The organism is Methylobacterium sp. E-012 (genome assembly GCF_057836545.1).
In genome coordinates, this window is record NZ_JBYQEY010000001.1 from 5,612,700 (window position 1) to 5,627,431 (window position 14,732).

General features: G+C 62.9%; 19 protein-coding genes, 1 tRNA gene and 1 pseudogene. 7 read left to right on the forward strand and 14 right to left on the reverse strand.

Going from position 1 to position 14,732, the window contains the following annotated elements; all coding sequences use genetic code 11:
• Nucleotides 1-223 precede the first annotated feature (223 nt).
• From AC3IF1_RS26935 to AC3IF1_RS26945, 3 genes are read right to left on the reverse strand one after another with little or no spacing between them, the layout of a single operon-like run.
• Entirely contained in the window at nucleotides 224-1,222 is a 999-nt protein-coding gene (locus AC3IF1_RS26935) for a hypothetical protein (RefSeq protein ID WP_489220079.1), read from the reverse strand.
• Nucleotides 1,222-1,608 carry a hypothetical protein gene (locus tag AC3IF1_RS26940; RefSeq protein ID WP_489220080.1) on the reverse strand — a complete coding sequence of 129 codons (387 nt, stop codon included), beginning with the start codon at nucleotides 1,606-1,608 and terminating at the stop codon, nucleotides 1,222-1,224. The genes AC3IF1_RS26935 and AC3IF1_RS26940 overlap by 1 nt, the downstream gene beginning before the upstream one ends.
• 23 nt (nucleotides 1,609-1,631) lie before the next feature.
• Entirely contained in the window at nucleotides 1,632-1,820 is a 189-nt protein-coding gene (locus AC3IF1_RS26945; protein WP_331293347.1) for a helix-turn-helix domain-containing protein, read from the reverse strand.
• A 449-nt stretch (nucleotides 1,821-2,269) separates the two neighbouring features.
• Here AC3IF1_RS26945 and AC3IF1_RS26950 point away from each other — a divergent pair, with 449 nt between their 5' ends.
• The gene (locus AC3IF1_RS26950) at nucleotides 2,270-2,482 is read left to right on the forward strand and encodes a hypothetical protein (protein ID WP_489220081.1); all 213 of its coding nucleotides are present in this window, start codon (nucleotides 2,270-2,272) and stop codon (nucleotides 2,480-2,482) included.
• Nucleotides 2,483-3,267: 785 nt separating this feature from the next.
• Here AC3IF1_RS26950 and AC3IF1_RS26955 read toward each other — a convergent pair.
• Nucleotides 3,268-3,444, reverse strand: a complete 177-nt coding sequence (locus AC3IF1_RS26955; protein WP_489220082.1) for a hypothetical protein — start codon at nucleotides 3,442-3,444, stop codon at nucleotides 3,268-3,270.
• A gap of 289 nt (nucleotides 3,445-3,733) precedes the next feature.
• On the opposite strand from AC3IF1_RS26955, the gene AC3IF1_RS26960 reads away from it, so the two are divergent.
• On the forward strand, nucleotides 3,734-4,015 hold the full coding sequence (locus tag AC3IF1_RS26960; RefSeq protein ID WP_489220083.1) for a PilZ domain-containing protein: 282 nt from the start codon (nucleotides 3,734-3,736) through the stop codon (nucleotides 4,013-4,015).
• 556 nt (nucleotides 4,016-4,571) lie between these two features.
• Here AC3IF1_RS26960 and AC3IF1_RS26965 read toward each other — a convergent pair.
• The 3 genes from AC3IF1_RS26965 to AC3IF1_RS26975 form a co-directional block, all read right to left on the reverse strand.
• Nucleotides 4,572-4,994: a helix-turn-helix domain-containing protein gene (locus AC3IF1_RS26965; RefSeq protein WP_489220084.1), complete on the reverse strand. Its 423-nt coding sequence runs from the start codon at nucleotides 4,992-4,994 to the stop codon at nucleotides 4,572-4,574.
• Nucleotides 4,991-5,416 (reverse strand): DUF6074 family protein, encoded by a 426-nt coding sequence (locus AC3IF1_RS26970; protein ID WP_489220085.1) that lies wholly within the window; start codon nucleotides 5,414-5,416, stop codon nucleotides 4,991-4,993. The genes AC3IF1_RS26965 and AC3IF1_RS26970 overlap by 4 nt, the downstream gene beginning before the upstream one ends.
• A 334-nt stretch (nucleotides 5,417-5,750) precedes the next feature.
• The gene (locus tag AC3IF1_RS26975; RefSeq protein ID WP_489220086.1) at nucleotides 5,751-5,993 is read right to left on the reverse strand and encodes a hypothetical protein; all 243 of its coding nucleotides are present in this window, start codon (nucleotides 5,991-5,993) and stop codon (nucleotides 5,751-5,753) included.
• A 402-nt stretch (nucleotides 5,994-6,395) separates the two neighbouring features.
• Here AC3IF1_RS26975 and AC3IF1_RS26980 point away from each other — a divergent pair, with 402 nt between their 5' ends.
• The 3 genes from AC3IF1_RS26980 (at nucleotide 6,396) to AC3IF1_RS26990 (ending at nucleotide 9,076) form a co-directional block, all read left to right on the forward strand.
• Nucleotides 6,396-6,524, forward strand: coding sequence for a hypothetical protein (locus AC3IF1_RS26980; RefSeq protein WP_489220087.1), 129 nt, complete (start codon nucleotides 6,396-6,398; stop codon nucleotides 6,522-6,524).
• Between the two features lie 705 nt (nucleotides 6,525-7,229).
• Nucleotides 7,230-8,375, forward strand: a complete 1,146-nt coding sequence (locus tag AC3IF1_RS26985; protein WP_489220088.1) for an AAA family ATPase — start codon at nucleotides 7,230-7,232, stop codon at nucleotides 8,373-8,375.
• A complete protein-coding gene (locus AC3IF1_RS26990; RefSeq protein WP_489220089.1) occupies nucleotides 8,372-9,076 on the forward strand; it encodes a hypothetical protein in 705 nt (234 codons plus the stop codon). Before AC3IF1_RS26985 ends, AC3IF1_RS26990 begins: the two co-directional genes overlap by 4 nt.
• A 177-nt stretch (nucleotides 9,077-9,253) precedes the next feature.
• Here the strand turns inward: AC3IF1_RS26990 and AC3IF1_RS26995 are convergent, their stop codons facing one another.
• From AC3IF1_RS26995 to AC3IF1_RS27010, 4 genes are all read right to left on the reverse strand, one after another.
• A complete protein-coding gene (locus tag AC3IF1_RS26995; protein WP_489220090.1) occupies nucleotides 9,254-9,610 on the reverse strand; it encodes a hypothetical protein in 357 nt (118 codons plus the stop codon).
• Nucleotides 9,603-9,755, reverse strand: coding sequence for a hypothetical protein (locus AC3IF1_RS27000; RefSeq protein WP_489220091.1), 153 nt, complete (start codon nucleotides 9,753-9,755; stop codon nucleotides 9,603-9,605). Before AC3IF1_RS27000 ends, AC3IF1_RS26995 begins: the two co-directional genes overlap by 8 nt.
• Nucleotides 9,756-9,784: 29 nt before the next feature.
• The gene (locus tag AC3IF1_RS27005; RefSeq protein WP_489220092.1) at nucleotides 9,785-10,201 is read right to left on the reverse strand and encodes a hypothetical protein; all 417 of its coding nucleotides are present in this window, start codon (nucleotides 10,199-10,201) and stop codon (nucleotides 9,785-9,787) included.
• Nucleotides 10,202-10,426: 225 nt separating this feature from the next.
• Entirely contained in the window at nucleotides 10,427-10,717 is a 291-nt protein-coding gene (locus AC3IF1_RS27010) for a hypothetical protein (protein ID WP_489220484.1), read from the reverse strand.
• Nucleotides 10,718-11,872: 1,155 nt separating this feature from the next.
• Here AC3IF1_RS27010 and AC3IF1_RS27015 point away from each other — a divergent pair.
• Entirely contained in the window at nucleotides 11,873-12,085 is a 213-nt protein-coding gene (locus AC3IF1_RS27015) for a hypothetical protein (RefSeq protein ID WP_489220093.1), read from the forward strand.
• Nucleotides 12,082-12,180: pseudogene (locus AC3IF1_RS27020) on the forward strand (recombinase family protein); the annotation flags it as partial. The gene AC3IF1_RS27015 and the pseudogene AC3IF1_RS27020, both read left to right, overlap by 4 nt.
• 169 nt (nucleotides 12,181-12,349) lie before the next feature.
• On the opposite strand, the gene AC3IF1_RS27025 reads toward AC3IF1_RS27020, so the two are convergent.
• The 3 genes from AC3IF1_RS27025 to aroA form a co-directional block, all read right to left on the reverse strand.
• Nucleotides 12,350-12,425 (reverse strand) — tRNA-Lys (locus AC3IF1_RS27025).
• 95 nt (nucleotides 12,426-12,520) lie between these two features.
• Nucleotides 12,521-13,159: a (d)CMP kinase gene (gene cmk / locus AC3IF1_RS27030; RefSeq protein WP_243972631.1), complete on the reverse strand. Its 639-nt coding sequence runs from the start codon at nucleotides 13,157-13,159 to the stop codon at nucleotides 12,521-12,523.
• A 5-nt stretch (nucleotides 13,160-13,164) separates the two neighbouring features.
• On the reverse strand, nucleotides 13,165-14,514 hold the full coding sequence (gene aroA, locus AC3IF1_RS27035) for a 3-phosphoshikimate 1-carboxyvinyltransferase (RefSeq protein ID WP_489220094.1): 1,350 nt from the start codon (nucleotides 14,512-14,514) through the stop codon (nucleotides 13,165-13,167).
• Nucleotides 14,515-14,732: the final 218 nt, after the last annotated feature.

Genomic DNA, 14,732 nt, shown 5'->3' on the forward strand with positions numbered 1-14,732 from the left:
GGATCCCGGCCCGGCGGCGGCTTACCGATCCACGTGCGCTGACACGTGGATCGGATCGGAATTGAAGTGTCGGCACGTAGACCTTGACTGTTATGTCCGCTCGGGAGCGTGCAGGGCACAGAGGTCTACTTCCCGTTGTTGGATTGCCGACGAAATCCTCAAGTACCGCCCTGCTATACTGGCATCCCGCCACAGGATGCCAGTAATCTCGATAAGTGAACGGTCAGCCGAGCGTCCGCAGCAGTTCCGTCACTGCTGTCGGCCCCTTCTCAGAGCTCGTCCGCACGTCGCGGGCACGCTCGAGCGGCCGACGCTCGGTGCGAACCTCGGGCTCTGGCCGTGGGCTATCTGCCCTGGCTTCGAGCGCTTCGAGCGCGTTCAGTACGTCGCGGGGCCGGGTGCCCTGTTTCAAAGGCGACCAGCCAGCCGGGGCGCCTGCGGTGAAGCACGGCATCACCAAGTGCTCGAACAAGGGCGGCGCCACCTCGCCCATGGTCCGAGGCCGAAACGTGACCTCCTCGTAGCGGCGCCGGTGCGTGGTTTCGTGCAAGTGGTTGCGGCCCTGCAGAGTACCCACGCCGTCGCCCCGGATCCTCACCTTCCGCTGGTCGACGTCGCCATAGGGAATGCTGCCAGTCGGATTGATCCACAAATCGAGCTCTCGGCGGCTCAATTCGACGCGCGGCGTGCCCTCGATGTCGCGGAAAGCGTCGGCGCGGGGCAAGCTGACACCTTTGTCGGCCGCAGCCTCGCGAGCGAGCTCGGCGAGGGCATGAAGCCGGACGAGGTCGCGAAGTCCGGCCGTGAGCTCCGGCATGCGCTCGCGGAAGGCGGCTTGGTATTCGGCCGAGGCTCTCGCACCCTCCTCGCGCAGCTTCGCTCGCTCGGCCGCTGCAGCGGCGTCCGCCGCTCCCTCGAGCAGTTCCTCGAGCTCGACCGCGAGGCGGGCGACCAGCCGGCGCCCGATGTCGACCAGCGTCTCTGCCTCACCGACCCGGGCCCGGGCGGCGACCGCTTCGGAGAGCCTCGCTGCATCGGCGGCCGCGTCATACGCGGCTCGGGCGGCATCCGCCTCTGCCTCGGCCGACGCGAGGTCTTCACGCGCGTTAGCAAGCTCGAGCTCAACCCGGGCGGCCTGCTCGACTGCCGGCGGCAACACCGCGGGCGTCTGGATCTCGTGGGCGGGAGCGACGGCCGCCTGTGCCTTCTTGCGGCCGAGCATCACTCAGTTCCCTCAGCGGTGGCAGCGAAACGGGCGGCAAACTCTGGTGGCACGTTCGCGCCGGCGTGAAGCCCATGCTCCGCGTTCACCATTGCCGCGAGATCCTCGGGCGCCGCGACGCCATAGGCCCGAGCCGGCCGGGTCGCTGCGTCGAACGGGCCTCCCGGATTGGCGCCGGGTCGAAGGCCGTGCGCGGCGTTCAGCGCGTCAACGATATCGGCCATGTTCCCCGCACCTGCTTGGCTCGGCATCGCCCCCTGAGGGGCGTTGCCGGCCGGCTGTCCGGTGCTGAGAGCGGGCGTGGCAGCGGGCAGTGCGGCGCCCGGCGGCATGCCGGCCCTAGAGAGGGCGTTGAGGGTCGTACGCAGAGAGGTCTTCATGTCCATGACGGATGGGTCCTGAGGGGCGATCAGCGGATGCGAGGCAGGCGGCCGACTAGGCGTTCGATGCTGGCCTCCGTCACGAGCGTCCGCCGCCCTACCTTCACAGCTTCAAGGTCGTGCGAGTTGACGAGCTCACGGACCTTCGTCCTGCCGAGGCCAAGCCGAGCCCGAGTGTCATCGAGCGTATTGAGGACGGGGACAGGGGTGGTTTTCATGCCTCGAGCCGGTCGCCTGCGGTCGTTTGCGAACTGGCACGATCATCGGCGATGCTTCACGGCCGGTCACTGACCAAAAGTTCCGCCAAGTCGTTGATTTCCTTAGGCGCTAGCAACTGACCGAGCCTCGTCCACGTAGAAGGCGGGACGTCGCGCCAACCAAGGCGGCCGAGGAGGGCCCTCGCATAGGCTCGAGCCCCACTCCTCGCCGAGCTGTTCAGATGCGCGAGCAGGGCCCCCGATAGAGCGACCCACGTCGCCGGCAGTCCCTCGAGTGTCCGCTGTTTCCGTGTCAGCCGACGGGCAGCCGTCTCGTGACGGTCCGGCGCCTTGAAGATCGCTCTGGCCATGAGCGCGCCCTCCACGCGACGGTGGCTATACGTCACGCGCTGCCCGCGGCCAGGCGCGAACAGCGCCGCAGCATGCCGAGCCGATGACCAGTCCGAGCGATGGCCGCCGAACTGCATGGGCGACGCCTCGCCGGCGAACTGCGCCGCGACCATCGCTGCGAGGGCAAACCTGTCGGGGTCGTCAAAGAACCCCCTCGAACAATCGCCGCGGCTGCGCTTCCGGGTCCGGTGATGCTTCCGGTCGACCTCGGCTTCGGCGGCAACGACCTCGACCAGGGGACGCAGGGAACTAGTCCTCTGGCGTTGACTTAGGGATGTAGAAAAGTCTGGCACGGCAGCCTCTCAAGCAAAACGGTAGGCACTAACAATGGTTTCGGCCTGCGCATCGAATGACCGGCCGAGAATATCACAGCAAGCTCAATTACATCAGGGTGTTAGCGCTGGATTTCGTGCTTTTGGACTGAAATGAAAGCACGTTTTAGGTCTGGTGAGAAACGCGCAATATAGAGGCTGGCGCGGGAGCCCGTCCCTGGCGCGAATGGTACGTTCCTTTGAAGGGGGGGGAGGGGAGCCCCTCCACTTGGCCAGGCATGCCGTGCGGCACCCCTGCGCGGGTCGCAGGCAGACGCAAGGCCTGCCGCGTGAGCCGGGGGAAGTCGGCGGGCGAGCGCCTGCCTGTGACCAATTTCTGCGAGCCCTGCGAGGCTGCGGCTGTCCAGGCCTGCGCGCCTCAGCCCTTGCCCGAGCTGCGGGCTCAGCTGTGCGGCTCGAGCTGAGCCGGCGCGTGTGCTGCCTGAGCCGTGGCTCGAGGTGTGAGCGTGAGCTCGAGGCGGCCGCCGTGTGCGCCATGGCCTGTGCCGTTGCGGGGAAGGGCGTGGAATGGTCGGCGGTACTCCCCCTCTCGAGGGCAGCGCTCGAGCAGGCGCCTCAGGCCTCGCGCTCTCAGCCCCGCGCCGTTCTGCGGGCGCGCGGGCGGCCGGCTGTAGCGGGCCACATGGGTTCCAATATTGGGCCAGCCTGGTCGAAGGCTCGAGCTGCAGCGGATGTGACGGCAGGCCGAAACCAGAAGGCCCCGTCGGCGGGTGCCGAACGGGGCCTCAAGGCTCATGTCGCCCGGCTCCCGCCGCCAACCGTGGCCTGCCCCATTGCTGAAGGCCGGCGAAGGAACGCACCGCGGCTGCGTCCCACATGGTCGATGAGTACAACACGATCTCTTGAACCAACACCTGTCCGAGAATGGCTGAGATTTCAAGGTCAAGGGCGTCGAGGATCATGGATCAGGGCTCGGACGACGAGGATTTTGGCCGAACTGTGCTTTGAAGCTTGGCGCCACGGCTCTCACGAGCTCCTACTCGCTGGCCTGCGCCGTTGCCGGCGAGCTTCGGCTTGAGGTCTAGCCTCGTGCGTCATCTCAGGAACAACGTGGCCGATGGATGGCGCTCGCCGATTTATAGACCGGGAGCCATGTTCATCATTAACAGACATGCCCTGGCTTTCGGTCGAACCGTTCAGAACGCTCGTGTATTATTCCTCACGTAGTTCGCACATGTAGTGAGTAATCCGATGCATGAGCGCAGGTTCAAGCTTCGCGCCGATACAACGATTGCAGGTCGTGCCGCCTTCGCCGGGGCCGAGCACGGTGTTGACTGTATGGCGTTAAACTTCTCGCCTATCGGGGCCTGCCTGGCGTTCCCGCCTGGAACGAGCGTACCCCGCCACTTCGATCTCGTGCTCGGTCTCGAACCGGCGGCTTCGCCCGTACGTGTCGTTTGGCGGCGTGAGGATACCGTTGGTGTGGCCTTCCAGGATGCCCGGCCGAACGTCCCTGACGTCATTCCTGGCTGAGCAACTATGGGGCGAACTGGCCGCAAAACTGCGGGCACGTCCCTTAAGCTTCCAACGGCACGCCGGCGAGGGGCTGCGCGCTCGCGTCTGCCCCCGGCAGCTTGAGCGAGTGCGCAGGCCCGGCCTCGCATGTGCTCGTGCGCGGGCGCGAAGTGTGAGCTTAGGGGTTCCAGTGTCACGCCGTAGCTCTGACGCGTTCCGTATCCTCGCCCTTCTCGGCAAAAGCGCGGTCGAGGGGCATAGCCCTCGCCGCTATGCCAGAACGAGATGCACGGCCCGGGTAGTTTGGAAGTCAGACACCGGGGACAGGCGTTGGCTCTACCCGTGCTTCATGCGGCCGGGGCGGGCTCGACATGCCGGCCTGAACGCGCCTGGGGCGCTGGCCGCCCTGCCGACCCGCCGTGTCGGGACGAGCCCTCTCATGTGTTCACGTACAGGGTTCATATGAAACCCTCGAAAACCTGAGGGTTTAGACCCTCGGATTTTCGAGGGTTTGGGCGGCCTTCAAAGGCCGCGAACGGGGCCAGTTAAACCCGCTGAAATCCGAGGGTTTGGATCAGCCCTGATCCGCCCCCTCGGTCGCTCTGCGCAGCCGGTATTTGTTCCCGTTCCGGACGCCGCGTTTCAGCTGCTCGATGTGCCCGCGGTCGATCAACGCCTTGAGATGAACGCGCAATGTCGTCTCACTTAAGCCCGTCATCCGCATCATCCGCTTCTGACTGGGCCACGCGTCTCCCGATCTTGTGTTGACGTGCTGGGCTATGACGAAGGCGACACAGAAGGTCGCCGAGCTCAGCTCGTGGGCTGCCACGTCAGCAAGTACGCTGTCGAGCCATTCCCATTTGGCCTGGGTAGCAGCTCGGCCCAATTTTTGTGGTGCCGGCACACCCTCCCCCGATACGGGTTCCAGCGTCGTCGGCTCGAGCTCCGGCGTGCTTTCCAGAGCCGTGGAAGCCCTGAGCATGTGATGGAGGCTCATGCGGCATTCCCCCCGCCAGTCCCGCAGGCTGGACGGCCGTCGTGGATCCAAACGACGCGAGCGACTGCCTTCTCGAGGCGAGCGAGTTCATCCTCGACGTCGACACCCGGGACGCCCATGCGGCGCAGCTTGGTAGCGATTGGCCGGAACCGTTTGTCGAGCAGCATTACCCGGCACCGGCGGCCATGGCGTTCGCGTAGGGTCACAAAAGCTCTGGCAAGCTCTGCGATGAGCCGTGTGTCTCGTGACGGCGGAAAGGGCAGCAGCACACCGCCGCTGCCAGCCAAAGGTGCCGGCGGCTCGACGTAGGCTGAAACGAGCTCGCCAAAGAGGTTGCGCCGCTTAGGGCGGCGCTTCCTCGATGGCGTGGGTTCAACGGCGGGGATACCGCTGAACAGAGGCAGGTCGGATAGATCCGTCATGAGCGGCAAGCCTCGCGCTCGAACGTGTCCCAGTCAAAATCATCAACATCACATGACGGCGGTGTTGCCGGCCGACAAATGGGGCGGCCGTCTTCGCCCCTAATCTCAACGTACTCGAACGGATTTTGCTGGTCGCTGGCAAGTACGTAGGAGGACCGCAAGGGGCCTCTGTACTCAGGATTTCTGACTAGACGACATAATACTTCGTGCCCTGTCCAGTGCGAAATGCCTCGTCCGTCCACCATCTTGTAGTAGGCGTCCGGAACCCAAACTGGCTTGATCGGGCGATTTTGTTGAGAGCGGAGGTAAGTGCAGAAGTCGATAACATTGTTGCTCATGCTCGCGCCTCCCCATCTTGTGTTTGGAGGGCCAAGGCTTCCTCCTGCTCCAACCAAGCTCGAAGGCTCGCAGGTCGGGCGGCCAGAAGGCCCGAGCGCTTCAGCTTGAACAAAGGCACGTCGCCGTTGGTAGCGAGCTGTCGAAGTTGGCGAGGCGAGACGCCGAGGAAGTGGGCGATCGCCTCGAGGCCGAGCAGCAGGGCGGGTTCCGGCGCGGTGCCGGTTGGTGTCGTATTCATTGCGCTCTCTGGATTGCGCACGCGCGAGTGCCCGCCGGCCGAGGACGGCAGGCGGGGGCGGGCAGTGCTGGGTAAAGGCAGGGAAAGGCGGGGCGCGTGCGCGGCTGGCGCACGACCCTGCGGGCACAAAAAACCGCCTGTTCAGGCGGTTACGCTGTCTGGTGTGTGCTGATGGCGGGCGTCGTCAACCGACGGCCATAGGCTCCACCAGATGCGCCTGAGATGAACGGCCAAATGTGTTCAACTGCAAGGCAGGTTTTTGCGGTTGTCCACAAGAAACAGCCTGCGCCATCGGCTGCCAAGGTGCGCCCAGAACGGCCTCACAATCGCGCCGCGTTCGGCGCGCCTACTGAAGGCTTAGCGGTGGCGGACCGCCCTGTTCACTCCGCGGGAGTGCACCGCATGCGCAACACCCTCTTGGCCCTGCTGGCCGTCCTTGTCGTCATGGCCGCCCACGCCCTCTACAGGCTCATGCGGCTGCCTTTCCGGCTCGTGCGTGGCCTGTTCCGGCACAAGGCTGCGCCGGCCTAGGTGACGGCCGCCTAACCGAATTCCGGCACCATGCTCGAGGGCCGCGTTGCGTATTGGCCCGACTGCCGGTGAGATCGGACGCTCCCCCGCCCCGTGAGCAGATCGGGGCGGGGCCGAGCGGCCGAAGCTCAGCATTCGGCCGCGCAACCGAGCGTAGCCGTGTGCGTTCATGGAAAGCGGCGCTATCGGGCGTCTGAGGCTTCTCCAATGCTCCTGATCATGGCCCTGGTGGCAGGCACGTTCGCGCTTGCCGGCTCGTTCTCGCTCATTGCCATGCTGGCGGACTAACGTTCCCGCCGAAAAGTCCGGCTGGGAACTTCGATCAGACTCTGCGCCTTGGCCTCCCACAACTTCAAGGGTGACCGGCATAAGCTCGGATGTAGACGCGGCACGCGAAGCCTTCGGAACGGTCCCACCGGGTTGGCCGGTCGGCGAGGCAAAAAGCCCGATCTTACAGCTGGCAGCAGCGGCCCGCACTCGCTGGGCAGCTCGATGCCTGACAACGGCAACCGGCGTACTTTGGCACGCCAAAGCCAAGGCTAGACACGGTGCTAGATGACGCGAACGTACCCCCCGCCCCATTTCAAAGGTCGCGCAGGAACAGCAGCTGAGTGCGGCGTGACAGACCGCAGCGAAGTTATGTAACAACGGTAGACAATTTACATAAATCCTATTTTATGACATGCTAAACTCGCGCGACAAAAGATGGCTCAAAATGCTATGCAGTTAACAAATTTATCATATAGTGAGCATTCTGGCGATCCGAAGGAGTGGCGTCTGGAGGATATGACGCTTGAAGGTATTAATTTAATTGTTGGTCGGAATTCAAGTGGAAAATCTCGATCTATCAACGTTTTGTGGAATTTAGTAGCGCGACTAAGTGGATTAATTAAGTTGCCAATCGCGAATGGCGACTTTAAACTCGCGTTCAAAGCCGCAAACGATCATATTAAGTACAACCTTCAGATCAAAGATCAAAAGATTATTCTTGAAGAATATCTGATAAATGATGTACCTAAACTAACACGCCAAGCTGGTGGCGCGGGAACTATTTATGCGGAAAAAGAAGGTCGAGATCTTCCTTTTCAAAGCCCAGACGATCAGCTCGCAGTAGTCGTACGGCAAGATAAATTACAGCACAGCTTTCTTGATAAGCTTTTGAATTGGTCAAAGGGTACGTATTATATACCATTTGGTTCTCCGCTAGGTCAGCAAAACTTTGTCATGTTTCAAGAAGGCGCACAACAAGTCAATGTTAGAGACGCATCACAGGTAACTGCAATCCTTCGAAAAGCGTTGATTGAGCATGGTGAAAAATTTAAAATTAAAGTAATCTCTGATATGGCTAAAATCGGGTATGATTTAGAAGATATTGGAATAACTTTTACTGATTCTGTTCAAATCATGAATGTCGGAGGTAAGTTATCTTGTCTATTCGTGAAAGAGAGAGATATTCCGAAACAGATTGAACAGCTCGAAATCTCGCAAGGTATGTTTCGTGCTCTGTCTACGATTATACAAGTGAATTATGGATTGCTCGACGACGAGTCGCATCTCCTTATAATCGATGATATCGGCGAAGGGCTGGATTACAGCCGCTCCTGCGAGCTTATAGATTTGTTGATCGGTCGCGTCAGAGGCACCTCAATGCAGTTGATTGCCTCAACGAATGACCGATTTGTTATGAATAGCGTTAACCTAAAATATTGGACCATACTTGATCGCCATTCAAACGTTGTTTACCCATTAAATTATCGTAATTCAAAAGACGTTTTTGACGAATTTCGTTATACTGGTCTCAGCAATTTTGATTTTCTATCTAGAGACTTCTTTCGGGAAGCCACAAAATGAAGAAAATGATTATTTTGACAGAGGGGCAGACAGAACAGATATTTGTGGTGGAATTATTACAGACAATCGCTGAGCAATCCCCTTTAAGAATTGAGACTAGGAAGCTTCTCGGCGGGAGGAAGTTTGAGACAATAGAAATGCAGGGCTCGACAATAGATAATACAACTGATAATCCGGAGTTCTATATCCTAATTTTGGATTGTGCGGCGGACGGACGAGTAATTTCCGCACTTAAAGAACGATATGATGGGCTGGTAGCTCAGGGTTACGAAAAGATAATTATTGTGCGCGACCTAAGGCCTGATTTTGAGTATAATGAAAAGGAGAAGGCAATTGCGGGATTTGCTAAACAACTTCCACAACAGCCCATATGCCCAATAATCGTTGTTGCAACTATGGAAGTAGAGACTTGGTTTATTTGGGAAATAGATCATTTTGCGAGAATTGATCCTTCATTAAACTACGCGGCCCTAAGAAATTTTGGTGTTGAAGTAGGTATGGACTTTGAGGAAATACAAGAACCTGCCGATTTACTAGAGGAGATATACAAAACGGTTGGAGTAACCTATAAAAAATCTAAGTCTGATGTGAAACGAACTGTCGATGCTTTAGAAAAAAGTCTCTATACAAGCGAAAACATCAGTAATATACCGAGTATTAAACCTCTTATTGAGGCAAGTGTCGCCTTCCTTACTATTTAGCTGCTAGATCAGTCGAGAAATTTAGCAGCTACGCCTTGCTTGGCACCCTTTGCCGTCAATTAAGCGAAATCGATCTCCTTAAGTAAACCTTACACAAGCGTACCTTGCCTAGAATGCTACCGTGTAGCCTCGACTGACAGAAGCTTATTTCGCGCCGCGCGGCGGTACCGATGTAGATCAGCGGCGCAAAGCCTCGATCCGGGCCTTCACCGGATCGACCACAAACGACACGTACGCCGCCCAGGTCCGTGCCCAGCCGTTCATGGGGGCGTCGGCGTCACCGGGGCGAGCTGCCATCAGCGCGGTTACATAGGCGTCCTCGTGCGGCTTGCACTCGTCCAGGGCGTTGCGTTCCCGGCCGGGTCTGCTGCCCTGATCCTGCTGACCGTCGTACGCCTGGCGTACGCATCCGTGCCACGCCCGCTCGAGCGCTGGCAGGTCAGCCGGCTCGGCCACTAGGGCCGAGGCCGGCCCGACACCCGCAAGCATGAGGAGCAGGGCCAGGGCCTCGACGTGCGCCGCTCGGCTACTCATCGGACGCGCCGGCCACAGCAGAGGCCATCTCGCTCGTGGCTCTCTGCAGCTCATGGTGTGCCACGCCATCCGCCAGTGCAATCAGGCTGGCGAGCATGAGCCCGAGCAGCAGGAAGCGGCGGAAGACAGGCACGGGGAACAGCATGAAGGACGCCTCGAGGAGACGCCTGCACGTTAGCTGAGCCGTATGCGGCTGGCTGCCGCGCCGGGATCACAGTGGTACGACAAGCGAACGGCCTGGCGCTCGGGCTCTGCCTGCACGACCTTGAGCAGGGCGCTCTGGTTGTTCTCGAGCCCGGCCGCCCGCGCAGCTTCCTTCGCCGCCGGCGCTATGCCGTCGATCTTCAGGGCGCGGCGCGCCTCTGTGCGCTCAATCCCGAGCTCGCGCGTAGCAGCGCTGACCCCGCCTTCTCTGCCCCGGCCGCCCTTAGAAACCTGGGCAACTTGCCCAACTTTCTCATCGACGGGCGACGCTTCCGTGAGCCGGATCCACTCGGCGATCTGTTCGTTCCGCTGCAGCGTCGTGAGGTCGGCTCGGTGGCCCACGAAAAAACCCGCCGTCCTGAGGCGGCGGGTTTTTGCAGGGTCCACACTCTTCGATCCGGCTGGGATTACCGCCCGAAGAGCCACTATCCCTGCTGGTCGTGGTTGGGCGGACTGTCCTGGTCCGCATCGGCAATGCGCGATGCTCGGGGGCTGGTGCCGTGATGTCTCATGGCTGACCTCCTCTCCGGTGTCGGTGCCGCATGCGATGCGCGCCGAGACCTTCAGGCTAGGAGCGTCCGCCGGGGATAGCAAGGGCCGGTGAGACAGGCCCTATTCGCAGACGCGCACGCGCCGGATGTGCTCGACCCCGTAGGGATCGATGAAGCCGCGCCGCTCGAAGTGGCAGACCTCTTCGACGTAGACAGGCGGCGGGGTGCGGTAGAACGGCTGGCCCGGGTAGTACCCGTTGTTGGCCGAGGCGATGGCGCTGCCGGCCACGACGCCGCCGAGCGCGCCGAGCGCTACGGCGCCGCCGACCCCAATGCCGTCGCGGGCCTGGGCTGCCGGCTGGCTGGCGCACAGGATGATCGTGGCCAGAGCGGTTGCACCGGCGGTCTTCATGGATCCACGCATCGCGCACCTCCAAGACGTGCAGACGCCCCCGCACGCGTCAGCAGCGCGGGGGCGCATCCACCGGCATACGCCGGTGCGACCACTCGTCGGCGGCCAAGGTCAGGGTGCGGCGGGGCGGTTAAAGAAGCCCCTACAGCTGCTTCTCAGTAGCGCCGCGGCGGCGGCGGCGGCGGCCCGTCATCGTCGTCATCGGGCGGGGGCGGCCCGCGGTGATGATGCGGCGGCGGCGGCCTATCGTCATCGAAGTCCTCGCCCGGCGGCGGGGGCCTGAAGCGATGTGGCGGCGGCGGGGGCCGGGCGAAATCCTCCTCGCCTGGCGGGGGCGGTCGCCTGTCGTCGTAGGGCTGGGCAGCGGCCCCGGCCGTCGCAAGGACGAGCAGGGCGGTGCCAGTGAGGAGTGCTCGCATGTGGTCTCCGTGAGGCGGCCCCATAGAGGGCACGCTTGACCATGAACGCTGGATGAGCCTGCCTTGGCTGAGCTAATTTTGATGCTCGGCTAAACAAGCACAGAGGATCACTAATCGTGCTCGAGCAGCGTCGACTAATCTCGCGTTACCATTGAACCACGTTGACAAAATCTCAAGATTTTGTATCAGATCAGATCGCGTTTCTAGATCGAGAGCTTTAAAAGATTTTAAAGCAGATGATTTATTTCGTTCTGTTATTATAAAAGCTATCCTTAGGAACGGTAAAAAAACATCTCCAAAATTGCACCATTCATCATTCGAAGGTAACGGGCCACCGTGAGGGTGAGAACATGAGCGAAATTCTATCTGTGCAATCTCGGATGGCGCCTTCCCAGACGGGATTTTCGGATGATAACGCTTAGCAAAATACATTGATGCCTCTCGAGCTGATCGACGGCTAAAGTATGCATAAAATTCAGTTCCGATAGACTTGATTCAAATAATGTTTTAATTATATTGCTGGGACAACGATATACATTTTGCGTGTACGCTCTCAAGAATATTGATTGATCGTCAATAACTTGGCGTTGCCTTGTTACCTCCGCTGCGCAATGCCGGATAGGCTGCTGAGCGACCGATGACGCTTCCTTAACCGTTCCGTTCTCACCTGCTGTGACGTCAGCACGAACGACCGTTCGTGCATCGGTCACGCGTGGCCACAGGGAACGGGAAGCGCATGAGCACGGCCGTTTGCCCGCGCTGCGGCCTCACGGATTTCGGGACGGATCAGGAGGGGGCCGTCGATGCCGGAGCCTGGGCCGAGAAGTTCGTGCGCATGTGTGAGCACGTGCACGAGCGCCGGCACCTGAAGGACCTGCGGACCCACACGTGCCCACATTGGGCCAAGGCCATGCAGGGCGCCGCCGAGGCTCAGGAGAAGCGCCGGTGAGCGCCGGGGCCTTGGTCTCCTACCTCCGGGTCTCTACGGCCCGTCTGGGGCGCTCAGGGCTTGGCCTCGAGGCGCAGCGCCAGGCCATGGCCAGCATCTGCGCCGACAGCAATTAGCGGCTTCAGCTCGTCACAGGGCAACTGCTCAGCGGCAACCGAGGGAAAGCGGCAACCCTGCCGCGTGCTACCCCCGTGCAACCCAGCCCTGTCGCTGGGAAGCACCGAATTTGTTGTTGCTCTTAAGTCACTGCGCTTGCAGGAGATTTGGTGAGCGCGTTGGGGTTCGAACCCAAGACCTACAGATTAAAAGTCCGTTGCTCTACCAGCTGAGCTACGCGCTCGCGCCCCCGATACGCCTGCGGCGGGCCGCTGGGGACGGCGCGTTCGCAATAGGTGAGCGGGACCGGGGGGTCAACACGAGGCCGGGGACGAACCCTCAGCGGGCGCCGCCCCGCGCACGCTCCACGATGCCGCGCGCCTCGTCGAAGGCGGCGTCCGGGTCGAGGTCCGTGGTGTCGAGCCGCACCGCGTCGCCGGCCATGCGCAGCGGGGCCGCGGCCCGGGCGGCGTCGCGCGCGTCGCGGGCCTCGATGTCGGCCAGGATCGCCGCGAAGGTCGCGGTGTCGCCGCGGCCGGACAGTTCTCGATGGCGGCGGCGCGCGCGTTCCTCCGGGGAGGCCGTGATGTACAGCTTCACCTCGGCCTCGGGACAGACCACCGTGCCGATGTCGCGCCCGTCGAGCACCGCGCCCTGCGGATCGGCCGCGAAGCGCCGCTGCCAGGCCAGAAGGCCGGCCCGGACCTCCGGGACCGCGGAGATCCGCGAGGCCGCCTCGCCCATCGCCCGATCGCGCAGGCGCGGGTCGTCGAGCTTCTCCGGATCGAGGGCCTGCGCCGCCCGGGCCGCCGCACCGTGGTCGTCGAGCGCCAGGCTGGCATCGATCAGGGCGAGGGCGACGGCGCGGTAGAGCAGGCCGGTGTCGAGATGCGGCAGGCCGTAATGGTCGGCCAGTCGCTTGGCCAGCGTACCCTTGCCCGAAGCGGCCGGGCCGTCGATCGCGATCACGAGGGGCATGCGGTTCACCCTTCGATCCGGCCGCCGAGGGCCCGCATGGTCGGCAGGAAGCTCGGAAAGCTCGTCGCGATCATCGCCCCGTCATCCACCGTCACCGGGTCCCGCGTGGCGAGACCCATCACCAGGAACGCCATGGCGATGCGGTGATCCAGATGCGTCGCCACGGTGCCGCCGCCTGCAGGTGCCGTGCCGTCCCCCTCGACCACGAGGTCGTCGCCCGCGACCGTGTGGCGGACGCCGTTGGCCGCGAGACCCGCGGCCACGGCGGCGAGCCGGTCGGATTCCTTGATGCGCAGCTCGTGCAGGCCGTTCATCCGGGTCCGGCCCTCGGCGAAGCTCGCCGCCACGGCCAGGACCGGATACTCGTCGATCATCGCGGGCGCCCGCTCGGCCGGGACATCGACGCCCGTCAGGCGGCTCGCCCGCACGCGCAGATCCGCCACGGTCTCGCCGCCCTCGTCTCGCTCGGCCACGCGCTCGATCTGCGCGCCCATCTCGAGCAGCGTGGCGATCAGGCCGGTGCGCAGCGGGTTCATCATCACGCCCTCAATCACCACGTCGGAGCCCGGCACGATCAGCGCCGCCACGAGCGGGAACGCCGCCGAGGACGGATCGGCCGGCACCACCACGTCGGTCCCGCGCAGGGTCGGCTGGCCGGTGAGCGCGATGCTGCGGCCGTGTCCGCCGGGCCCGTGCGGCACGACGCTGACCGCGGCGCCGAACAGGCGCAGCATCCGCTCGGTGTGATCGCGGGTCGCCGCCGCCTCGATCACCGTGGTGGTTCCGGGGGCGTTGAGGCCGGCGAGCAGCACCGCCGACTTGATCTGCGCCGAGGCGGCCGGCGTCTCGTAGGTGATCGGGATCGCCTCCTTGAGCCCGCGCAGGGTCAGCGGCACGCGCCCGCCCTCGGCCTCGGCGAGGACCTGGGCGCCCATGCGGGTCAGCGGGTCGAGGATCCGGCGCATCGGGCGCGAGCGCAGGGAGGCGTCGCCGTCGAAGGTCGCGGTGACCGGCTGGCCGCCGACCACGCCCATCATCAGCCGGGAGCCGGTGCCGGCATTGCCGAAATCCAGCACGTCGGCCGGATCGCACAGCCCGCCGATGCCCACGCCCCGCACCCGCCAGCGGCCCGCGCCGAGGCGCTCGACTCCGGCCCCTAGCGCCCTGGCGGCGGCGGCGGTGCGCAGCACGTCGTCGCCCTCGAGCAGGCCCTCGACCCGGGTCTCGCCCTCGCTGAGCAGGCCGAGGATCATCGCCCGATGGGAGATCGACTTGTCCCCCGGCGGACGCAGCTGCCCCCGGAGGGGCGTGCCCGGTGCGGCGGTGAGGGGCTCGGGAGGCGAATCGTGAGACACGGGACGTCCGATCGGGCTCGACGGTGGGCTGGGGTCCGGCGCGTCGCGCGGGATCGCCGCGCCGCTGCAATCGGACCGTGAAACCGCGGTGCGGTTAACACGCGCACCGTCGCACGTCATCCACCGGATCCCCCACGAGCCCGCCGCCCGGGATTCGGTCACGCGGGTTCGATTGACAGGGGCGGCGCCCCCGACTAACGGGGCCCCTCCCCCGAGAT